Raw genomic sequence first — 21,730 nt, 5'->3', positions numbered from 1 at the left:
AGAAAGTTTTTGTTTAACATTATTTGTAAGCGCTTAATTAAAGAGGGGGATCATTCATGGAAGAAGCAAATACAATGTTAACAATTGTGGGGCTTATTATTATAATATCCATTGTCACAATGTTAATTTTTAAAAAGGTCAGTCCAGTAGTCGGTATGACAATAATACCTATTATTGGCGCATTAGTTCTTGGACATGGTTTCGGAGATATACGAAAATATGTAGATTCTGGTTTTGATCAAGTATTTAATGTAGCAGTAATGTTTATTTTCGCGATTATATACTTTGGAATTATTTCAGATAGCGGCTTATTTAGGCCGTTAGTTAAAGGCATGATTAAATTAACACGTGGAAATATTATTATCGTAGCAATTGTCACAACCATTATTGGTACTTTTGCACAACTTGATGGTGCTGGTGCCACTACTTTCTTATTAGCGATTCCTGCTTTATTACCTTTATATAGAACACTTAAAATGAGTCCTTATTTATTAGTGTTACTACTTGCGCTAAGTGCCGCTATTATTAACATGGTGCCTTGGGGCGGACCAATGGCTCGTACTGCTTCAGTTCTAAAAGTAGATAATATTAATCAACTTTGGTACAACATCATACCTATACAATTAATAGGCATCGTCTTAGCAATTCTATTTGCTATTTATTTAGGCTTAAGAGAAAAGAAACGTATTGCAAGAGAATTTCCTGATGAAGAAACAATTAAAGTAGACATGAATGAAATTATTAAAAATTATCAAAAAGATCAAGAAGAAAATGCTTCAATTAAAGGTGAAGCTAAAAAACATACTTATATTCTTTGGCTCAATCTTATACTTACAATTATTATAGTTGCAATGATGTTATTAGACATCGTTCCACCAGAATTAGCATTTATGATTGGTGTCGGTATTGCATTACCATTAAACTTCAGAGATGTTGACGAACAAATGGATCGCTTACGTGCACACGCACCTAATGCTTTAATGATGGCCGCGGTTATTTTAGCTGCTGGTGTATTTTTAGGTATTTTAAATGAAACAGGCATGTTAGAATCAATCGCGTTATCATTAATTGATATAATACCAACAGCAGTTGGACCTTATCTACATATTATAATTGGTATGCTAGGTGTTCCATTAGATTTATTAACTAGTACAGATGCATATTACTTTGCTGTGTTACCAATTGTAGAATCAACTGCAAGTCAATTTGGTGTACCTTCACTTTCAACAGCCTATTCATTAATGATAGGAAACATAATCGGTACATTCGTTAGTCCATTTTCACCTGCTCTTTGGTTAGCAGTCGGGCTAGCTGAAATTAATATGGGTAAATATATTAAATACGCATTCTTCTGGATTTGGGGATTTTCAATCGTTATGCTATTTATCGCAATTTTACTAGGTATCGTAACAATTTAAATATAAAACTCGTATTTAATAAATAATAACCACCTTGGGATATAAGTCCCTAAATCAAAATAATGCTCCTAACCCTTTAGTTTAATCTACTAAGGATTAGGAGCATTTATTTTGATATGTGATTTGTTTTATATTATGGATTTACTACGTTGTTAATTACATAATATAAGAGGCTGAGCAATTATTTTAGCCCAGCCTCTTTATTTGGATTCTTCAATATTATTTATCAGAGTCTGCTTTGTCTTCAACTTTTCTTAAAGTTTTTTCTGCGAATGACTTACCACCGATACCGAATGAAATAGCAAATGCTACTGCAACAGCACCTAAGATAAGTAAGAATGCTACGTTAACAATACTTTGAGCAAAGTTTAATTGATCTAGTGTCATAAATACTGAAACAACAATTACTAAATACTTAACAATTTCTGCTACAAGACCATTGCCTGTAGATTTTTTGATAAGTTTAGATAATAAGTTACCACCAACAAAACCGATTACTAAGATAATAGCTGCTGAGATAACTAATGGTAAGTAACCAATAATTGCTTCACCAATTGTATTTAACACTTGTAAGTTTACAGTGTGTAAAGCTTCAACAACAAAGAATAAACCAATTATTGTTGTAAGAATCCAGCCTGTAGCTGAAGGAATATCTATACTTTCTTTGTTTTCACCAAAATTAACATAATGGTTATAACGACTAACATTTAAATTAGTTAATAAGTTTTTAACTAATGTACCTAATACTTTAGCAATAAATAAACCAACTATTAGTATTATTACTGCTACTATAACTCTAGGTAAGAAGTTTAAAATACTATCCATCATATTTTTAATAGGTGTTGATACTGATGTCATATTTAATGCATCAAACACTGATGGCAAGAATAATAGGAAAATAATGAAGTAAGCTAGTTTGCCGAATGTTTGAATTAAACCTTCTGATTCAGATTTACCACTACCTGCTTCAGTTAATCCTTTTTTCTCTAACCATTTTTCAAATCCAATAGCTCTTAAGCCTTTTACAATAATCGTTTTAACAATTACTGCAATAATCCAAGCTACGATTAATAAAATAATCGCACTAATTAAATTTGGAATAAATCCAATAATGCTATCTAATGCATTCATAAATGAATCTGTAATTTTACTCATATATATATCCTCCTTTTTTAGTATGTTACCCTAGTATTATATTAATAATCATATTTTTATTAATAATTCTAAAAAAACTTTAAAAAAATTTAATCTCGTTGTTTATTCTTAAATTCCAAAGAATTAATATCCTAATATATTAAAGTGTATGTAATCGATATATAAAATAAAAACCATATTGCGATATTCATTTATCGCAATATGGTTTTTATAAATCTTTTATCATACGGGTTTCACGTAAAACAACACCATGTTCACTTAATTCTACTTTTCCATCTTTTTTAAACCCACACTTCTCATAAAAATTCACTGCTTGTAAATTATCTTCAATTACCCACAGACTTAATTGATCATATTCCTGTTTCATTTTCTTCTCAGCTTCTATCATTAATTGAGTACCTACACCTTGATTTTGATATGCTTCAAGTAAATAAATGACGAGTATTTCTCCACAATTTTCACTAGTATCATCATCTTTATCTTTAGCATACATTAAAAAACCTACTATTTTATTATCTATTTCAGCAACAATACAAGGTGCATTAAATTTATAATGATTTTCTATGTAAGACTCCAAAGTAATTTCATCTAAATAACTCTCAGGAATAATTCCTTTATACGTTGAAAGCCATGACTCATAATGCACTTTAGCTAATTCTTCAACATCAGATTCTTTCTTCTCTCGTAATAACATAATAATATCCCCCTTTTTGTTATCTTGATAATTCTAATTTAAATTTATATTTTTTAGGATGATACAATACCTCAGAATATTCAAATATTTCATCATTACTTAATATAGAATGTGCTCTTAATTCTAATAAAGGAGTATTAGATTTTATATTAAAAATTTCCATTGTATCTTCACTTGGTAACCTAGGTATAAACTCTTCTACCCTTTTTTTTATAACATATCCCTTTTCTTTTAAATAACCATATTTTGATTTAGTCATGGCTTCAACAGAAAGATCAGGAAATAGTTCAAACGGTATATAAGCATTTTCTATAATTAAAACTTCACCGTTCAATTTTCTAATCCTTTTTATGTTATATACTTTTTCTTCTTTGTTGAGATTGAGTATTTCTTGTATTTCATCATTTGGTTTTATAAGTCTAAATTCTATCACTTTGTTTTTAATAGAATCATGATAAGGTTGCATTTCTTCAGTAAATCCTTGTAACTTAAATAAATTATGTTCAAATTTTGGGAAAGCTACATAAGTTCCGCTCCCTTTAATACTGTATAATATTTCTTTTTCTATTAGTCTTGAAATAGCTTTTCTAATAGTTACCCTACTTACTTGATATTTTTCTGATAAAGCCTTTTCAGTAGGTATAACATCTCCATGCTCTAGCCCTTGATTTTTAATATAATCTTGAATATTTTTCATGATTTTTTGATATAAAGGCATTTTCTTATCGCTCATAAAAACCCCTCACCTTCATAGTTTATTTTAACACTTCAAACTCAAAAAGCATACACATTTAAAATATGTATTATATTTGTATTGATTTTTACAATACATATTATATAATGTTACTTGAAAGGGGTTACAAAATAATGAGAAAGAGTAAATTAACAATAGTTGGTGGCGGAAGTACATATACGCTAGGTATATTAATGAGTTTAATTGAAGAATCGAAACATTTACCACTAAGTCATATTACGCTATACGATACAGATACTTCGCGACAAGAAAAGATAGGACGTGCTGCTTCTATATTATTGAAAGAACATTACCCTTCATTAGAAAATTTTAAATACACTTCTAATAAAAAAGAAGCCTTTAAAGATACTGATATTATATTCGTCCAAATTCGTACTGGCGGTCTAACTATGAGAGAAAAAGATGAACAAATACCTATTAAACACGGATTAGTAGGACAAGAAACATGCGGCGCTGGAGGCATGGCTTATGGGTTACGATCAATACCTGATATGATTCAACTTGTCGATGATATTCGTTCATTAAATTCAGATGCTTGGATTTTGAACTATACAAATCCTGCTGCAATTGTTGGCCTAGCATTAGATAAAATCTTCCCTGACGATAAACGATTATTAAATATATGTGATATGCCTATAGCAATTATGAAAAGCTATTCAGACATATTGGAAGAAGATATATGGAATTTAGAAGCTGATTATTTTGGTTTAAACCATTTTGGATGGTTTACGAGTATACGAAATAAGCAGGGTTATGATTATACATCTCAGCTCAAACAACTTATTCTGGATAATGATTTTAAACCTACAGATAAATTAATTGCCAATGACCCTTCCTGGCAAGCTACTTTTAAACAAGCTAAACAAATGATACAAGACTTTAATGAATATCTACCTAACACGTATTTACAATATTATCTTTATCCTAATGAATTATCTAAAAAGGAACCTATGGACAATACTCGAGCTAGACAAGTTATAAATGGACGAGAAAAAGAGGTTTTCACTGACTGCGACGTTATCATTAATCAAAATAGTACTCAGAATATTGATATTTCTGGTGATATACATGGTATATACATGATTCGTATTGCCGCTTCGCTTGTTCATCACTTAAAAGAACGCTTTATTATAATGACAAGGAATGAAGGAATTATTTCTAATCTACCTTATGACGCCCTTGTAGAAGTTCCCGCTTTACTTGGTAACGAAGGTGTAGAGCCTTTTAAAATAGGTGAAATATCTACATTTTATAAAGGATTACTAGAAAATCAATACGCGTATGAAAAATTAATAATCGAAGCTTACTTTGATAATGATTATGAAAAGTTATTGCAAGCCCTTATTTTAAATAGAACTGTCATAGACACGAATAAAGCGAAAGAAGTCTTAAAAGATTTATTTGAAGCGAATAAAGACCATTGGCCCGTTTTAAATAAAAGGGAGGAAACATTATGAAGCTTATCATAAATGCAGATGATTTCGGTTATTCAAATGGGGTAAATTACGGAATTATCGATGCTTTTAAAAATGGCATACTTACTTCAACGACTTGCTTAACAAATATGCCAGGTTTTAACCATGCAATCCAACTTGCGAAAGAAAACCCGAATCTAGGCATTGGCATTCACCTAACTTTAACTTGTGGGAAACCATTAACACATAATTTATATACTTTAGTAGATAGTGATGGAAATTTTAGAGATTTATCTCATTACGAACAAAAATTTTATATAGACACAAATGAACTATACAACGAATGGAAAGAACAAATCGAAAAATTTTTAGAGACTGGAATTACACCTACTCATATGGATACTCATCATCATGTAAATAATTTAGACATAATAGAACCAGTATTTTTAAAATTAGCATCTGAATATCAACTGCCTATTCGAAATAATTTAGGAGATAAAAAGAATTATCCTAATTATAAAATGGTTGATTACTTTGAGTATCACCCTGAAACAATTTTAAACCCTATCGAAATCATCAGAGAGAAATATCAATTATATAAAACTGTAGAAATAATGTGCCATCCAGCATATATAGATAAATTTTTAAGAGATCATTCATCTTTTGTCATGCCAAGAATTGAAGAATTAGATTTATTAACAAGCGAACATGCAAAATCTACTTTTAATAAAGCGAATGGGATAACATTAATCAATTATTCACAATTGTAATGTCAAAGGGGGACATTTGTTATGATGAGATTCTTACAAAAGCTTGGTAAATCAATGCTGATTCCAATAGTAGCTTTACCTGCAGCTGGTATACTTTTTAGAATTAGTTCAGAAGATTTACTGGACTGGAAACTATTTCAAGCATCCGGAGCAATATTTAATAATATTGATATCCTTATAGCAATAGGTATAGCGATGGGGTTATCAAAAACTAAAGATAGAGGAATCCCTGCACTAGCTGGTTTTATTGCAATATCTATACTAAAAGAAGGACTTAATTTACTTGATTCTGATTTAAACATGAGTGTATTTGGAGGACTCATTTCAGGGCTTCTTGCAGCTTGGGTCTACAATAAATTTAAAGATGTAGAACTACCAAAAGTCTTTTCATTTTTCTCTGGAGAGAATTTTCCCATAACTGTAATTATAGTACTTATGTTACCTGTAACAGGTATATGTTTTTTAATTTGGCCTTATGCTCAGTCTTCAATTGATTGGCTAGCTCAATCACTAGTAACTTTAGGAGGACTAGGAGTATTTATAAATGGATTTTTAAATAGATTTTTACTTCCATTTGGATTACACCATGTGTTAAATACTTATATTTATTTTGGTCTGGGAGACTTTAAAACATCAGGAGGAGAAGTTGTTCATGGAGAAGTTACAAGATTTTTAAACGGAGATCCTACAGCAGGTTATTTCCTAAGTGGATATTTTGTCTCAATAATGTTCGGTGTACCTGCCATTGCCCTTGCCATATCCAAAGCAGCAAAATACAATAAACAAAATACAAAAGCTTTAATGGGTTCTGGTAGTTTTACAGCTATAGTCGCAGGTATAACAGAACCTATTGAATTTACATTTCTATTTACCTCGCCATTTTTATACTTTATACATTCTGTATATACTGGATTAGCAGGAATGACCTTATACTACTTGCACATTAGGGAAGGATTCTCTTGGGGTGGCAGCATCATTGACTATGTATTGAACCTAAGTTTATCAGATAAAGGCTGGATGATAATTCCAGTAGGCATAGGATTTTTCATACTTTATTTTATTACTTTTTACTTCTATATTATTAAACGAAAAGTTTCAATAATCGGCCAAATTGAAGACAATAATTTTGATGAAGAAAAGTCCGAAGAAGAAAAAGATTTATCTTTATCGCATAACCAATATCAATATATGTCCAAGAAAATATTAGAAAATATAGGTACTAAAGAAAATGTGATAGAATATGAAAACTGTATCACTAGATTAAGATTAGAACTTAAAGATACCTCACTGATAAACAAAGAAAAAATAATGCAAACTGGCGCTCACGGTGTTGTAATCATTGATAAACATAATGCTCAAATAATTATCGGACCAGAAGTAACTAAACTTGTTAAGGAATTTAATAAAGAAATGGATAACACCTAATTAACATTATTTTATAAAAAAACGCCAAAATCATTTAGATTTTGGCGTTTTTATTACATGTCCATGTCCATATCCATTTCATGTATTTTCATCATAAGACCATGTGGAATATCGTCATGATCTACTATATCTTTTTTATAATAAGTTTTACCGTCATCATTAGAAATAAGTTTTACAAAGTCACCTTTTTTAGGTTTAAAGTCTTCTGTATTCTTAATTTTAACATTTTCTGTTACTTTATTATCTTTTTCACTTACTACTTTTTCAGCTGTAGTGCTATTTTCCATGTAACCATAATAAGTAGATTTTTGTGTTGAAGACATCAACAATACGGCTACAGCGATTGCTACGAGAGCTAAACCAGAAATAAGTGCAATTGCGTATTTTTTATTCATTGAGAAACCTCCCTATCCTCTATAATAAAGCGTTAGTCCAATTTATGAAATGACATAGCCTTAAACTTCTTAAATTCGACATAATTGTAGAAACTAATTTATACATAATATTTTTTCATGAAACTTAAATACTTGCGATAACTTTTAATATTCATCATACTGTACATGTAGAAAATCATAAGGAGTGGAAAAAATGAGCCAAGAACAATTTGATAAAATTAAAAACGGTAAAGGTTTTATAGCAGCACTAGATCAAAGTGGTGGTAGTACTCCAAAAGCATTGAAAGACTACGGTATTGATGAAGATCAATATAATAGTGAAGATGAAATGTTTACACTTGTTCACGAAATGAGAACACGTATCATAACATCTCCAGCATTTAACGCTGATAAAATTTTAGGTGCTATATTATTCGAGCAAACGATGAATCGTGAAGTAGAAGGTAAATATACATCTAATTATTTAGCTGATAAAGGTATTGTACCATTCTTAAAAGTAGACAAAGGTCTAGCTGATGAAGAAAATGGTGTTCAGTTAATGAAACCAATAGAAGGTTTAGACGAACTATTAAAACGCGCTAAAGATCGCAATGTTTTCGGTACTAAAATGCGTTCAAATATTTTAGAAGCAAATAAAGAAGCTATTACTAAAGTAGTACAACAGCAATTTGAAATTGGAAAACAAATTATCGAAGCAGGTTTAGTTCCAATTATTGAACCAGAAGTTAATATCAACGCTAAAGATAAAGAAGAAATTGAAGATATTTTAACTGAGGAAATTGCTAAAGAATTAGATAAATTAAACGATGATCAATTCGTAATGTTGAAATTAACAATTCCAACAAAACCAAATCAATATCAATCATTAATAGAACATCCAAACGTAATTCGTGTTGTTGCCTTATCTGGCGGTTATTCAAGAAATAAAGCAAACGAATTATTAAAAGAAAATGAAGGCTTAATCGCTAGTTTCTCACGCGCATTAGTTACAGACTTATTCGCAGGACAATCAAAAGAAGAATTCGATAAAGGCCTAGCAGACGCTGTAGAATCAATCTACGACGCTTCAGTTAATAAAAATTAATAATTATAAAACTCATATTTAATTTAGTATCAATCATTTTGAATTTCATAAAAATGATTGATACTATTTTTTTATTTTATATGTTAACCGGTTGACATATCGTTTATTTAAATATACACTTCTTTATAGGAAAGCCCTTTCAAGGTTCAGGAGGTATTATTTAATTGCAAATGTTTCAAACTTTTAAGAACAAGTCTTACTTGCAGTCTTCATTTACTTTATTAATATTTTTCGCGTCATGGTCCATTTGGTGGTCATTCTTTCAAATTTGGCTTACCTCAGAAAAAAATGGTCTAGGTTTATCTGGTAGTGAAGTTGGTACGATATATTCAGCCAACTCATTCGTAACTTTAATTCTAATGTTCGCATATGGTATTCTTCAGGATAAATTAGTATTGAAGAGAAGTTTACTTATTTTCTGTGCTACGATGTCAACGTTAGTAGGTCCATTTTTCATATGGATTTATGCACCACTCATTCAAAATCACTTTACGATTGGAATAATAGTTGGTTCACTATTTCTATCTGCTGGCTTCCTTTCAGCCGCTGGTATTTACGAAGCTGTTTCTGAACGTTTAGTCGTTATTTTGATTTTAAATATGGTCAAGCGAGAGCATGGGGTTCGTTTGGTTACGCTATATCAGCTTTAGTTGCAGGATTTTTATTTGTTAAAAACCCAGAGTACAATTTCTGGATAGGTTCAATTTTAGGTTTATTTTTATTATTAAATTTAATATTTTGGAAACCTAAACAAGAAGATAAAGCTAAAGATGAAATTCGCGATGAGGATGTTGATAGTTCTATTCCGAGTTTCAAAGAGATGCTCGATTTACTTAAATTACCCCACTTATGGATAATCGTTATTTTTATTATGTTCTCATGGTCGTTCTATACAATTTATGACCAACAAATGTTCCCGGATTTTTACACACAATTATTCAGTTCACCTGAAACCGGCCAACAAATGTATGGTACGTTAAATTCTATTCAAGTATTTTTCGAAGCTTTAATGATGGGTGTTGTGCCTATCATCATGTATAAATTAGGTGTTAGAAATACTTTATTGCTTGGTGTCTGTGTAATGGTTGCTAGAATCGGACTCAGTGGTGTATTAACTACGCCATTTACGATTTCAATTATTAAAATGATGCATGCTATTGAAGTACCATTATTTATGCTTCCAATGTTTAGATATATTACGCTACATTTTAATCCTAAGTTGTCAGCCACTTTATATATGATTGGGTTCCAAATAGCTGCCCAAATTGGACAAGTTATATTATCAACACCTTTAGGAACGCTAAGAGATAACATAGGATACAGCAACACATTTTTAGTGATTTCAGGAATTGCTTTAATATCAGGAATTTTTGCGATATTCGCATTTAAAAAGGATGACGAAGATGTTTATGGTGATCCATTTACTCGTCAAAATCAAATAAAAAAGAAAGAGGTATAATTGACATGACAAATGAACAAATACAATTAACAGATGATAGATATAGGTTAGGCTACCACGTGATGGCCAAATCTGGTTGGATTAATGATCCTAATGGATTTTGTTATTTTAATGGCTATTATCATATTTTTTATCAACATTATCCATATAGTGCAGAATGGGGTCCAATGCATTGGGGACACGCAAGAAGTAAGGATTTAGTACACTGGGAAGACTTACCGATAGCACTTGCTCCGGGTTCTCCAGAAGATAAAGATGGTTGCTTCTCAGGAAGTGCTATTGTTAAAGATGATACTTTATACTTATTCTATACAGGTCATCACTACTATGGCGATGGTGACCCAGATAACTTCTGGCAAAACCAAAACATGGCTTACAGTAAAGATGGTATAAACTTTACTAAATACGAAAATAATCCAGTAATTGCTTCTGAGCCAGAAGATAATACTCATCACTTTAGAGACCCTAAAGTTTGGAAAGAAAATGATAAATATTATATGGTACTAGGAAGCCAAGAAAAAGATGGTCTAGGTAGAATTATTCTTTATAAATCTGACGATTTATTAAATTGGGAATACATTGGTGCACCAAGTAAATCTAAAGGATTAAAAACAGAAGGCTTTATGTGGGAGTGCCCTGATGTATTTAGATTAGATGGCAAAGATATTTTATTATGTTCACCTCAAGGTATAGACAAAGAAGAGAAAAAATATTTAAACTTATTCCAAAATGGTTATTTTGCTGGTCAATTTAATGACGACAACACAGAGTTTAATAGAGGTAATTTCCAAGAATTAGATTTTGGACATGATTTCTATGCAGCTCAAACAACTCAAGCTCCTGATGGTCGTAGAATCCTCATTGCTTGGATGGCGATGTGGGAAAGCGACATGCCTGAAAAAGAAGATGGCTGGGCTGGAGCATTAACTTTACCAAGACAACTACACATTAAAAACGAAAAAATATATATGAAACCTGTTAAAGAATTGAAATCACTACGAAATGAAAAACTAAATTCAGACAGCACAGAATTAAAAGATGACCTTTTATTAATAGACGATTCTTCTCATGTAGAAATTAATTTAGAACACAAATTCACATCAGAACAAAATGCTGAAACATCATTTTATTTAACTGATAAAAATGGAAATAGCATTTTAAACTTGAAATATAATTCTAACACTAATGAATTTGAGTTATATCGCAAAGATACAGATGATACAAGATATGCCAACATTCTTAGCGATGACAAAGTTAACTTGCGCATATTTATCGATACAAGTTCTATAGAGATATTCATTAATGACGGAGAATCTGTGTTCACAGAAAGATATTATTTAGAAGAAAATCCACAAGTTTGGATAAATGCTTCAGACTCAGTTTCAACGAACTACGAAATTTATGAACTAAATAATCAAGCAATCAAATTCTAATATACGTATTTACAAAACCATCAAAGTTTTCACTTTTAGTGTCTACTTTGATGGTTTTTTCGTTTATATAACACACCATGTTTATAATCCAGTATGATTTTCATTTAGTATTTAACGATACAAATACTAAATGTTTGATATAATGATGAATAATGAATTTCAATACTATGGCGAAAGGATTAAAATATGAAACCTAAATTAGATGATGTTGCTAAATTAGCCAATGTATCAAAAACTACAGTATCTAGAGTATTAAATAAACGTGGCTATTTAAGTCAAGAAACAATCGATAAAGTATACGATGCTATGGAAAAATTAAACTATCAACCTAACACTGTCGCACGTCAGCTTTATAATAAAAAGACTAATATTATAGGCCTATTATTCCCTGCAGTAAGTAATCCTTTCTTTGGAGAACTTGTAGAAGAATTAGAGAAAAAGCTATATTCCCAAGGTTATAAAGTTATAATTGGGAACTCAATGAATGATCCTGAAAAAGAGAAAAATTATTTAAATCAACTTTTATCAAATCAAGTCGACGGTTTAATCGTTGGTACACATAACCAAAATATTCAACAGTATCAAAATGAAAACCTTCCTATAGTAGCAATCGATAGAATTATGAACCAAGACATACCAGTAATCGAATCTGATAATTACTCAGGCGGTAAACAAGCTACAGAAAGATTAATTCAAAAAGGTGCTAAAAAAATCATACATACAACAGGTCCAGATACTTTAGATACACCTGCAAACAGAAGACGAGAAGCATATGAAGAAACAATGACATATCATGGACTTCAACCTATTCACTATTCTGTAGATTTTAATATCTCTTACACAGAGAAAACTGGAATCTTCAACCAAATATTTATAGATCACCCAGATGTAGATGGTGTATTCGCTTCAAACGATGTAGACGCGTTACTTATCATGCAAATTGCTAAAAAGTTCAATAAAAACATTCCTGAAGATTTACTTATTGTCGGATATGATGGTTCTAAAATTATGCGTAATATGTTTCCAAACTTAACAACAATAGTCCAACCTATTGAAGAAATAGCCAATAAAGCACTTGAAGTCTTAAATCTAAGGCTTGAAAAACAAGAAACACTATCTGAATATATACTTCCTGTTTCAATTTGGAATGGAAGTACATGTTAATAGTAAGTATGAAGGAGTCTGAGACATTTTTTATGTCTTAGGCTCCTTTTTTGAACTTATATTGACAATTTTCACTTTATATTTTATCATTTAAGTAAATACTTAAATGATTAATTGAAAGGAAAGGTGGGGTTCATGAGAGACATATTTAAAGCTTTATCAGACAAGACAAGGCGAGATATTTTAGAAATGCTTAAAGATGAGAAACTAACAGCAAGTGAAATAGCAGAACAATTTGATATGAGTCAAGCAAGTGTATCGCAGCACCTTAAAATTCTTAAATTTAATGACTTAATATATGCTGAACGTAAAGGTAAATATATCTATTACCATTTGAATTTATCAGTATTTGAAGAAGCAATTAACTGGATTATTAAGTTTAAAAACTAAAATATAAAGGAGTTTTATTATGAAAGACATATTAAAAAACACAAAAACCGCCATTTTCATCATTGGAGTAGCTATATTAACGTGGTTGATTTCATTCGCTTACTTACCAGATTCTATACCTATGCAATACAGTAATAATGGCTCAGTAAATTGGATAGCTAATAAGTATATTGCTGCCTTAATAATGATAGCCGTTATGATATTTTGTTATTTAACGTTTATATTTTCTACAAAAAAAGATCAAAAAAGGAAGAATTATTCAAACTTAGTTAATTTAGACCAATTTTTCTCTTCTTTAACACAAGGATTTTTATATATCATTTCTCTTATTATGATATTTAATGCACTTGGTCAGAACATTTCTATCAACTATATTATCCCGCTTGTATTAGCTGTAATTCTTATCATTATTGGTAACTACTTACCTAAATTACCACAAAACAAAAGTTTAGGTATCAAAAATAAATGGACTCTAAAAAGTGAAAAGAATTGGAAACAAACTCACCGATTTACATCTCGAATATATATTATCGTTGGACTTATATATTTATTACTCGGGGTATTTGGTAAAATTAATTCGTTCGTTACAATACCATTAGTTATCGCCCTCGTTATCGTGCCATACTTATTTTCATATATTAATTATTCAACAGCTAAATAAAATAATCATCCCTAAAAGTTTATTTTTGGTTCAACTTTTGGGGTGCACTTCATACTTGGATTATTGTCGTCGTTAATCCAATAACAATATCAATTCTTGCTTTTTTGATCTCTCCCATCCCCAAAATGAGCTAAAGATTTATCTCTCTAGCTCGTTTTATTTTTAAACTTTCATCAAACCTGATAAATGATTTCTTTTAAATGTTGCCAAACATCATATAATTGTAGCCACATCGCAACGTGCAACATGATGACTAATATACAAGCGATAATATGAATAATAGCGTATTTTTCTTTTATATTTATTATTTTTTCAATTATAATCACAAGTGCGCATATCATGATAAGGATAGATAAATATGGTGCTATGATATAAATCATATCTAAAGCTGTATTATATAAACTTACTTTCCATGTGTTGAACCTAAAGAAATAAGCCATACCAAAAAATATAACTAAACAAGCTATAATCACAATAATAGTAGCTAATGTCGCCTTTCTCTTTACATGAACCATTTCGCCCATTGCTAACTTTAATGGATGATATACAACAACATGTACAAATGGATATACAGAAATTATGAGTAAACATAACCATAACCAGTTCACTACCACACCCCCAAAAGTGTATATGTACAATTAACTGTATATAAATGCGATATATAAAGCAATACCAAAAAGAGCTTAAGAAATAAATCCCAAGCTCAAAATAATTATTCTAATCCCTTAGATATTTACTTTACAATTAAAACTGGTATTTTTGATCGTTTGGCTACTTTATGAGAAACACTACCCATCATCATTTCTTGAAAATTATTCAAGCCTCTTGTCCCTAGTACTATAATTTCATGTTGATGACTATTTGCTTCATTAATGACGGTTTGTGCTGGTTCTCCATGTTTTATTTTGATTTTATGTTTTATATGATTTTCTTCTAGAAATTGAGTAATTTGTGAAAGTTTTTCTTTTTGTTGCTGATTTGAATTTGCCCCATGTAAAATCACTGTTTTTGATTCATCTATTTCTACTACATTTAATACTGTTACGTGAGCTTCTGATTCTGCAATATTTAATATTTGTTGAGCTGCTCTATAACTATTTTCTGATCCATCGGCAGCTAATAAAATAGATTTATACATGTTACTCTCTCCTTTGTATATTAGTTTAAATGTCTTTCATTTAATTGACTAAGTTCAGAGATGATTTTTCTACTATCAGCATTTAATTGTTTAACGTATACACTATTTTGTTTATCTTCAAACTTTTTAACTATGGTATCAATTGCATCAACTGCTGAATCATCCCATAAATGTGCATCTGTAAAGTCTAATTCAATATGACTGTTTTCGATTGTAAAATCTAATTGCTCCATCATTAAATCTATCGAAACAAAAAATATTTGTCCTTTAAAATAATATAAATAACTTTTATCTTGTTGGTTTAATTCTACTCTAACGTTAGATATTTTTGTAGCAAAGAACAATGCACTGAAAATGACACCTACAACGACACCAATTGCAAGATTATTTGTGAACAAAACGATAATAACTGTGAGTAACATGACTACTGCATCAGATTTTGGTGCTTGTTTAATATATTTAAATGATTGCCAATCAAATGTACCAACCGATACCATTATCATAATACCTGCTAGTATAGGCATTGGGATTTGCACGACGATATCTCCTAATACAATAATAAGAAAAATAAGGACGATGCCTGCTGTAAACGTTGATAAACGGCTGTTAGCACCAGATCTAACATTTATTATAGATTGTCCAATCATAGCACAACCACCCATACCACCAAATAAACCTGTAATCACGTTTGCTATACCTTGTCCACGTGACTCTTTATTTTTATTACTATAACTATCAGTAGCATCATCTACTATTTTTGCTGTTAACAAGCTTTCAACTAGCCCAACAACAGCCATTGATAATGAAAATGGGAAAATAATTTTAAAAGTTTCTACATTAAATGGAACATCTGGTATAAGAAAATGAGGAAAAGCTCTCGTTATAGAACCTAAATCTCCTACTGTTCTTACATTTGCTCCGGTATACATATAAAGAGCAGTTAAAATGATGATTGCAATTAAAGGTGCTGGAATAGTTTTGAAGAATTTTGGAACAATATATACGATTAATAAAGTAATAATGAGATACATATAAGTACTAATTGATATACCGAATATATGTTCAAGTTGAGACATAAATATTAAAATAGCTAAAGCATTCACGAAACCAATCATTACTGATCTAGGTATAAATTTCATAAGCCTACCGATTTTGAGAATCCCTAATATTAACTGTATAATACCCATAAGTATTGTTGCAGCAAATAAATATTCAACGCCATGATCTCGAACTAGTGGTGTAACAATAAGAGCCACTGCACCAGCAGCACCTGAAATCATAGCAGGACGACCACCTACTATAGATGTAGTAGTCGCAATAATAAATGCTGCATAAAGCCCCACCATAGGGTCTACACCTGCTATAATTGAAAAAGCTATTGCTTCAGGTATAAGTGCTAAAGCCACTACAATACCTGCTAGAATGTTTTTACTAGGATTTGAAAACCATTCTATTTTTAAATTTTCAAACATAATCTAAACTCCTATTTTTATATTTTTAATAAAGTCATTATAAACAAAAGAGTTTCAAATGTATACCTTTTTGGAACTATCGAGGTGAAATATATGAAGTATGGTTATACAAGACCAGTAGAAATTTATGATTCTTTAGAACAACAAAAATTAAAATTATCCAATCAAGTTGATAAATTAATTGAAGAATCGCATTCTAACCCAGAAAACCGTAAAGAATTAAATTCTTTATTTTATAGTAAGTTAAACGATGGCGACCATTTATACATTACCGATTTATGTATTCTAGCTGATTCAGTTTCACAACTTGAAGAACTTATACAAATTGCCCAAGAAATAAATGTTACTATTTTTGTTGAGAACATTAACCTTACAATTAGCCCGGATTATCATACGACTTTTATCGAATCGCTCAGCAAAGTGATTCAATTTCAAAATGATATCATCAAATTTAGAACAAAAGTTGGTATGGAGAAGGCCAAGACGAGTGGTAAACGCATTGGTCGACCTCAACGAGATGACATTAATTTAAAAAACGCGATAGAAATGTACCACTCTAAAAAATATACACTAGAAGAAATTAAAGCAGAAACGAACATTAGTAGAGCCACTCTATATAGACATTTAAATAAATAATATAGTTTTTCATAAATAAATGAGGCTGAGCTCTAATTCATCAGTATTATTACTGAATGATTTTTGGCTCAGCCTCATTTTATTTTTTGGTTTTTATGATTTATATTTTCTTTTATTTTATTACGCCAGCATCTTTAGGATGTACGCCATGTATATAGTAATCTATTTCTTCTGGTTCTAATGGTTTTCTTCCTCTTATGATGTCTGCTGCTTTTTCTGCTAACATTAACACTGGTGAATGTATATTTCCGTTAGTTGTACGCGGCATTGCTGATGCGTCTACTACACGTAAGTTTTCCATTCCATGTACTTTCATTGTTAATGGGTCTACAACTGCCATAGGATCTGAAGCAGGTCCCATTTTCGCACTACATGATGGGTGTAATGCTGTTTCAGCATCTTTTTTAACCCAATCTAGGATTTCTTCATCTGTTTGTACAGATGGTCCTGGTGATATTTCACCATCATTGAAAGGTTTAAGTGCTGGTTGTGCTAATATTTTTCTTGCTATTCTTATTGCTTCAATCCATTCTTGTTCGTCTTCTTTTGTCGATAAGTAATTGAAGACAACTTTTGGTTTTTCAAATGGATCTTTAGATTTAATTTTCAAACTACCTCTTGAATTTGAATACATTGGCCCTATATGTACTTGGAAGCCGTGTTCAGTATCTGCTTTTTGTCCATCATAGCGTACTGCTAAAGGCAAGAAGTGGAACATTAAGTTAGGATATTCTACTTTATCGTTAGATCTTACAAATCCTCCACCCTCAAAATGGTTACTAGAAGCTGGACCTGTACGACCAAATATCCATTGCAAGCCAATGAAAGGCATCTTAAGTTTATTTAAGCTTGGTTGTTGTGAAACAGGTTTAGAAGATGCATGTTGTACATATACTTCTAAGTGGTCTTCGAAGTTTTCACCTACACCAGGTAAATGAACACGTGTTTCAATACCTAATGAATTTAAGTGTTCTGAATCACCTATACCTGATAATTGTAATAATTGTGGCGTATTGAAAGCACCACCACATAATATAACTTCTCCAGCTCCTACTGTATGTTTCTTACCATTTTTCTTATAAGTCACACCAGTAGCTTTTCTACCTTCATAGTTAATTTCTGTAACGAACGCACGTGTTTGAACAGTTAAATTTTTTCTCTTCATTGCTGGTCTCAAATATGCTGTTGATGCAGAAACTCTTCTACCATTGTGAATTTGGCTGTCAAAAGGTCCAAATCCTTCTTGTCTAAATCCGTTAACATCAGGTGTTTTGTTATATCCCGCTTGTACACCTGCATCAAAGAATGCTTGGAATAATGGGTTCTTTGCTGGGCCTCTTCTTAATTTAATTGGACCATTTTTCCCTCGGAATTGATCAGACTTATCGGCACCAAATGTTTTTTCTAATTTTTTAAAGTAAGGAAGACAGTTAGCATATTTCCATGTTTCCATTCCTTCAACTGAACCCCAACCTTCATAGTCTAATGGGTTACCTCTTTGATAAATCATACCATTGATAGAACTTGATCCACCAAGCACTTTACCTCTTGTATGTGATACTTTTCTACCACCCATATGAGGTTCTCCTTCAGTTTCATACTTCCAGTCGTAAAAACGATTACCTGAAGGATACATTAATGCTGCTGGCATTTGAATAAGTAAATCCCAAGGGTAGTCACTTCTTCCTGCTTCCAAAACTAAAACTGTTTTATCTTTATCTTCACTTAATCTACTTGCTAATACTGAACCGGCACTACCTCCGCCGATAATAATGTAATCATAAGATTTTTTCATCATGTTATCCTCCTGCATTTTACACTTCATTGTTGTATTTTATTTACTAAACCAATTAACCGGTTCAGGTTTTGTATTGGTAAATATATGTTTTGAAATTAAATATTCTTCTAATCCTTCTTTACCTAATTCTCTACCAATTCCTGATTGCTTATAGCCACCCCACGGTGCTTGAGCAAAATATGGATGGAAATCATTTATCCAAACTGTTCCCATTTTCAATTTATTAGCAACTCGATTTGCTTTAGCTATATCTTCAGTAAATACACCACCAGCTAAACCATAAATAGAATCATTTGCTAAACGTATAGCTTCACTTTCATCAGAGAACCCTTCGATTGTAACGACAGGTCCAAACACTTCTTCTTGGACAATTCTCATAGAAGTATCACAGTTTGTTATAACTGTCGGTTCAAAGAAAAAACCATCCTTTAAGTCTTCTCTATCTGGTCGCTTACCACCAACAGCAATTGTTGTACCTTCTTCTTTAGCGACTTCTATATATTTTTCAACTTTATCTCTATGTTCACTAGAAATAAGTGGTCCCATTTCTGTATCTTTATCAAAACCATTACCTAGTTTGATTTTTTTCACTCGATTAATAAAAGCTGTTTCAAATTCATCTTTAATGTCGTTGTGAACAATAATACGAGAACCCGCAGAACAAACTTGTCCAGCATGGAAATACCCGCCATTTAATGCTTGATCTACCGCTAGTTCAATGTCAGCATCTTCGAAAATAACATTAGGATTTTTGCCGCCAAGCTCTAACGCAATGTTTGTAACATGATCTGCAGCTTTTTTCATAATATGTTTACCTGTTTCAATTCCACCTGTAAATGAAACCAAATCTACATCTTTATGTGATGTTAATGTATCTCCTACTTCTGAACCTTTACCAAGAACTAAATTGATAACACCTTTTGGAATATTAGCTTCTTCCATTAATTCGAAAATTTTAATAGTCGTTAACGGTGTGATTTCACTTGGTTTGATTACTAACGAACAACCCGTCACGAGTGCCGGAGCTATTTTCCATGAAGCTTGTAGTAATGGATAGTTCCAAGGTGTAATTTGAGTTACAACCCCAACTGGCTCTTTCACTACTTTACTTTCTGAATTAGGGATAGGTGATTCGATAATTTCACCACCATCATTACCTCCTAGACCAGCAAAATACATAAACACATTATGAATATCATCCATGTCAGCATATGATTCTTCTAGTGTTTTACCTGTATCTAATGTTTCAAGCTCTGCTAATTCATCTTTGTTTTCTTTAATTAAATCAGCGATTTCTCTTACTTTTTGACATCTATTTTCACTTGTTTCATCAGCCCACACACCAGATTCAAAAGCATTTTTAGCTGCTTGAATAGCTTTAGCCGCATCTTCTGCTGTACCTTCCGAAACAGTTAGAATTACTTCCTGATTATATGGATTTACGATGTCGCGAGTAGCATTATTTGAAGCTTCTACCCACTGGCCATCAATATATTGACGCGTAGACAAATTATTTACATATCCCATAAAACTTACCTCCGTTAACTTTGTTAAATTTTTATTTAACGAACTTTACAAACTTATGTTAGCATATAAATTGAAAGGTCGTCAAATTACCTTTAATATTTGGAGCATGGCGTATCACTGTATTTCAAATAGACAAGCTAAACAAAAGCAACTACAATGTAAAAGAATTCATGATACAATTAAAGTAATTATTGGAGGTGTAGGTAGTGGCAAGTTCAGATAACTACAAAAAACAATTAGACCAAGCTAAAGATATCGTAATAAATGGCATCGGGGAGACGATGGATTTATACGGTGTTAATAGAAGTGTTGGCAACCTATATGGCACAATGGTTTTCCAAGGTAGTATGACACTAGATGAAATGCGGGAACAACTTCAAATGAGTAAACCGAGCATGAGTGCCGGCGTGAAGAAACTACAAGAGTTCGATCTTGTAAAACAACAATTCACTAGAGGCAGTAGAAAACAACACTTCATGGCTGAAAAAGATTTTTTCATATTCTTTAACAATTTCTTCCCTAAAAAATGGGATAGAGAAATTACGATTAATATGGATTCACTAAAAGAAGCAGTGGTATTACTCCAAAAAATTATTGATGCAGATGATGTTGACGCAGAAACTAAAGAGGATGCGATTGCTATTCACACACAACTAATAGAGTCCAAAAATTATTACAAGTGGCTCTCAAATATTAGTGAAGCCTTCAAAACAGGAGAAATTTATAAATACTTCCCAATACCAGAAGACGAAAACGAAGATTAATTTCAAATAAAAGCTCTACCCATTAGTTCGGATATCTAATGAGTAGAGCTTTTTTTATGTATCGTCTCGGTGTCGCGAGATATTGAATGTTGCACGTGATGACCGGCTTGCAACATTACATCCAATTACATTCTGAATCCAATAAAAACAGAGAACATCCTTTACCGTCTCAGGAGGT

The 21,730-nt window shown here is 31.4% G+C and carries 20 protein-coding genes and 1 pseudogene; 12 read left to right on the top strand and 9 right to left on the bottom strand.

The features are described 5' to 3' along the window. The first annotated feature begins 56 nt into the window (after positions 1–56). Complete coding sequence (locus LQ682_RS02785; protein ID WP_103269117.1) at positions 57–1,418, top strand: CitMHS family transporter; 1,362 nt, start codon at positions 57–59, stop codon at positions 1,416–1,418. A 219-nt stretch (positions 1,419–1,637) separates the two neighbouring features. On the opposite strand, the gene LQ682_RS02780 is transcribed toward LQ682_RS02785, so the two are convergent. From LQ682_RS02780 to LQ682_RS02770, 3 genes are all read right to left on the bottom strand, one after another. Beyond that, complete coding sequence (locus tag LQ682_RS02780) at positions 1,638–2,573, bottom strand: mechanosensitive ion channel (RefSeq protein WP_016999842.1); 936 nt, start codon at positions 2,571–2,573, stop codon at positions 1,638–1,640. A 208-nt stretch (positions 2,574–2,781) separates the two neighbouring features. Beyond that, entirely contained in the window at positions 2,782–3,267 is a 486-nt protein-coding gene (locus tag LQ682_RS02775) for a GNAT family N-acetyltransferase (protein ID WP_103269116.1), read from the bottom strand. 19 nt (positions 3,268–3,286) lie between these two features. Then, positions 3,287–4,000 (bottom strand): GntR family transcriptional regulator, encoded by a 714-nt coding sequence (locus LQ682_RS02770; protein WP_103269115.1) that lies wholly within the window; start codon positions 3,998–4,000, stop codon positions 3,287–3,289. A gap of 134 nt (positions 4,001–4,134) precedes the next feature. Between LQ682_RS02770 and LQ682_RS02765 the strand changes: the two genes are divergently transcribed. The 3 genes from LQ682_RS02765 to LQ682_RS02755 are packed head-to-tail and all read left to right on the top strand — an operon-like array spanning position 4,135 to position 7,631. After that, the gene (locus tag LQ682_RS02765) at positions 4,135–5,478 is read left to right on the top strand and encodes a family 4 glycosyl hydrolase (RefSeq protein WP_103269114.1); all 1,344 of its coding nucleotides are present in this window, start codon (positions 4,135–4,137) and stop codon (positions 5,476–5,478) included. Next, a complete protein-coding gene (chbG, locus tag LQ682_RS02760; RefSeq protein ID WP_016999838.1) occupies positions 5,475–6,206 on the top strand; it encodes a chitin disaccharide deacetylase in 732 nt (243 codons plus the stop codon). The genes LQ682_RS02765 and chbG overlap by 4 nt, the downstream gene beginning before the upstream one ends. A 21-nt stretch (positions 6,207–6,227) precedes the next feature. Beyond that, positions 6,228–7,631, top strand: coding sequence for a PTS transporter subunit EIIC (locus LQ682_RS02755; protein WP_016999837.1), 1,404 nt, complete (start codon positions 6,228–6,230; stop codon positions 7,629–7,631). A gap of 53 nt (positions 7,632–7,684) precedes the next feature. Here LQ682_RS02755 and LQ682_RS02750 read toward each other — a convergent pair whose 3' ends face one another. After that, a complete protein-coding gene (locus tag LQ682_RS02750; protein WP_070045197.1) occupies positions 7,685–8,026 on the bottom strand; it encodes a DUF4889 domain-containing protein in 342 nt (113 codons plus the stop codon). Positions 8,027–8,219: 193 nt separating this feature from the next. On the opposite strand from LQ682_RS02750, the gene LQ682_RS02745 reads away from it, so the two are divergent. The 6 genes and pseudogenes from LQ682_RS02745 to LQ682_RS02720 all read left to right on the top strand — a co-directional run bounded on the left by LQ682_RS02745 (position 8,220) and on the right by LQ682_RS02720 (position 14,217). Next, entirely contained in the window at positions 8,220–9,110 is an 891-nt protein-coding gene (locus LQ682_RS02745; protein ID WP_103269113.1) for a fructose bisphosphate aldolase, read from the top strand. Positions 9,111–9,280: 170 nt separating this feature from the next. Further along, positions 9,281–10,569 (top strand): annotated as a pseudogene (locus LQ682_RS02740) (oligosaccharide MFS transporter). 5 nt (positions 10,570–10,574) lie between these two features. Continuing rightward, positions 10,575–12,002 carry a glycoside hydrolase family 32 protein gene (locus tag LQ682_RS02735; RefSeq protein WP_103269112.1) on the top strand — a complete coding sequence of 476 codons (1,428 nt, stop codon included), beginning with the start codon at positions 10,575–10,577 and terminating at the stop codon, positions 12,000–12,002. Between the two features lie 186 nt (positions 12,003–12,188). Continuing rightward, positions 12,189–13,166, top strand: coding sequence for a LacI family DNA-binding transcriptional regulator (locus LQ682_RS02730; protein WP_103269111.1), 978 nt, complete (start codon positions 12,189–12,191; stop codon positions 13,164–13,166). 135 nt (positions 13,167–13,301) lie between these two features. Then, entirely contained in the window at positions 13,302–13,556 is a 255-nt protein-coding gene (locus LQ682_RS02725) for an autorepressor SdpR family transcription factor (protein ID WP_016999831.1), read from the top strand. A gap of 19 nt (positions 13,557–13,575) precedes the next feature. After that, positions 13,576–14,217: an SdpI family protein gene (locus LQ682_RS02720; RefSeq protein ID WP_103269110.1), complete on the top strand. Its 642-nt coding sequence runs from the start codon at positions 13,576–13,578 to the stop codon at positions 14,215–14,217. A 173-nt stretch (positions 14,218–14,390) separates the two neighbouring features. Here LQ682_RS02720 and LQ682_RS02715 read toward each other — a convergent pair whose 3' ends face one another. The 3 genes from LQ682_RS02715 to LQ682_RS02705 all read right to left on the bottom strand — a co-directional run bounded on the left by LQ682_RS02715 (position 14,391) and on the right by LQ682_RS02705 (position 16,827). After that, positions 14,391–14,825 carry a hypothetical protein gene (locus tag LQ682_RS02715; protein WP_135021587.1) on the bottom strand — a complete coding sequence of 145 codons (435 nt, stop codon included), beginning with the start codon at positions 14,823–14,825 and terminating at the stop codon, positions 14,391–14,393. Between the two features lie 125 nt (positions 14,826–14,950). Then, the gene (locus LQ682_RS02710; protein WP_239723841.1) at positions 14,951–15,355 is read right to left on the bottom strand and encodes a universal stress protein; all 405 of its coding nucleotides are present in this window, start codon (positions 15,353–15,355) and stop codon (positions 14,951–14,953) included. Between the two features lie 20 nt (positions 15,356–15,375). Further along, entirely contained in the window at positions 15,376–16,827 is a 1,452-nt protein-coding gene (locus tag LQ682_RS02705; RefSeq protein ID WP_239723840.1) for a SulP family inorganic anion transporter, read from the bottom strand. Positions 16,828–16,920: 93 nt separating this feature from the next. Here LQ682_RS02705 and LQ682_RS02700 point away from each other — a divergent pair, with 93 nt between their 5' ends. Beyond that, positions 16,921–17,463 (top strand): recombinase family protein, encoded by a 543-nt coding sequence (locus LQ682_RS02700; protein WP_103269107.1) that lies wholly within the window; start codon positions 16,921–16,923, stop codon positions 17,461–17,463. A gap of 112 nt (positions 17,464–17,575) precedes the next feature. Here the strand turns inward: LQ682_RS02700 and betA are convergent, their stop codons facing one another. Both betA and betB read right to left on the bottom strand, forming a co-directional pair. Then, complete coding sequence (betA, locus tag LQ682_RS02695; protein ID WP_017000091.1) at positions 17,576–19,258, bottom strand: choline dehydrogenase; 1,683 nt, start codon at positions 19,256–19,258, stop codon at positions 17,576–17,578. 39 nt (positions 19,259–19,297) lie between these two features. Further along, positions 19,298–20,788 (bottom strand): betaine-aldehyde dehydrogenase, encoded by a 1,491-nt coding sequence (betB, locus tag LQ682_RS02690; RefSeq protein WP_017000090.1) that lies wholly within the window; start codon positions 20,786–20,788, stop codon positions 19,298–19,300. A 206-nt stretch (positions 20,789–20,994) separates the two neighbouring features. On the opposite strand from betB, the gene cudC reads away from it, so the two are divergent. After that, positions 20,995–21,552 (top strand): choline uptake/conversion transcriptional regulator CudC, encoded by a 558-nt coding sequence (cudC, locus tag LQ682_RS02685; RefSeq protein ID WP_017000089.1) that lies wholly within the window; start codon positions 20,995–20,997, stop codon positions 21,550–21,552. Positions 21,553–21,730: the final 178 nt, after the last annotated feature.

This window comes from Mammaliicoccus sp. A-M4, assembly GCF_022386955.1.
GTDB lineage: Bacteria > Bacillota > Bacilli > Staphylococcales > Staphylococcaceae > Mammaliicoccus > Mammaliicoccus lentus.
The sequence above is the reverse complement of the archived record's forward strand: the minus strand, read 5'-3'. Positions and strand labels throughout refer to the sequence as shown.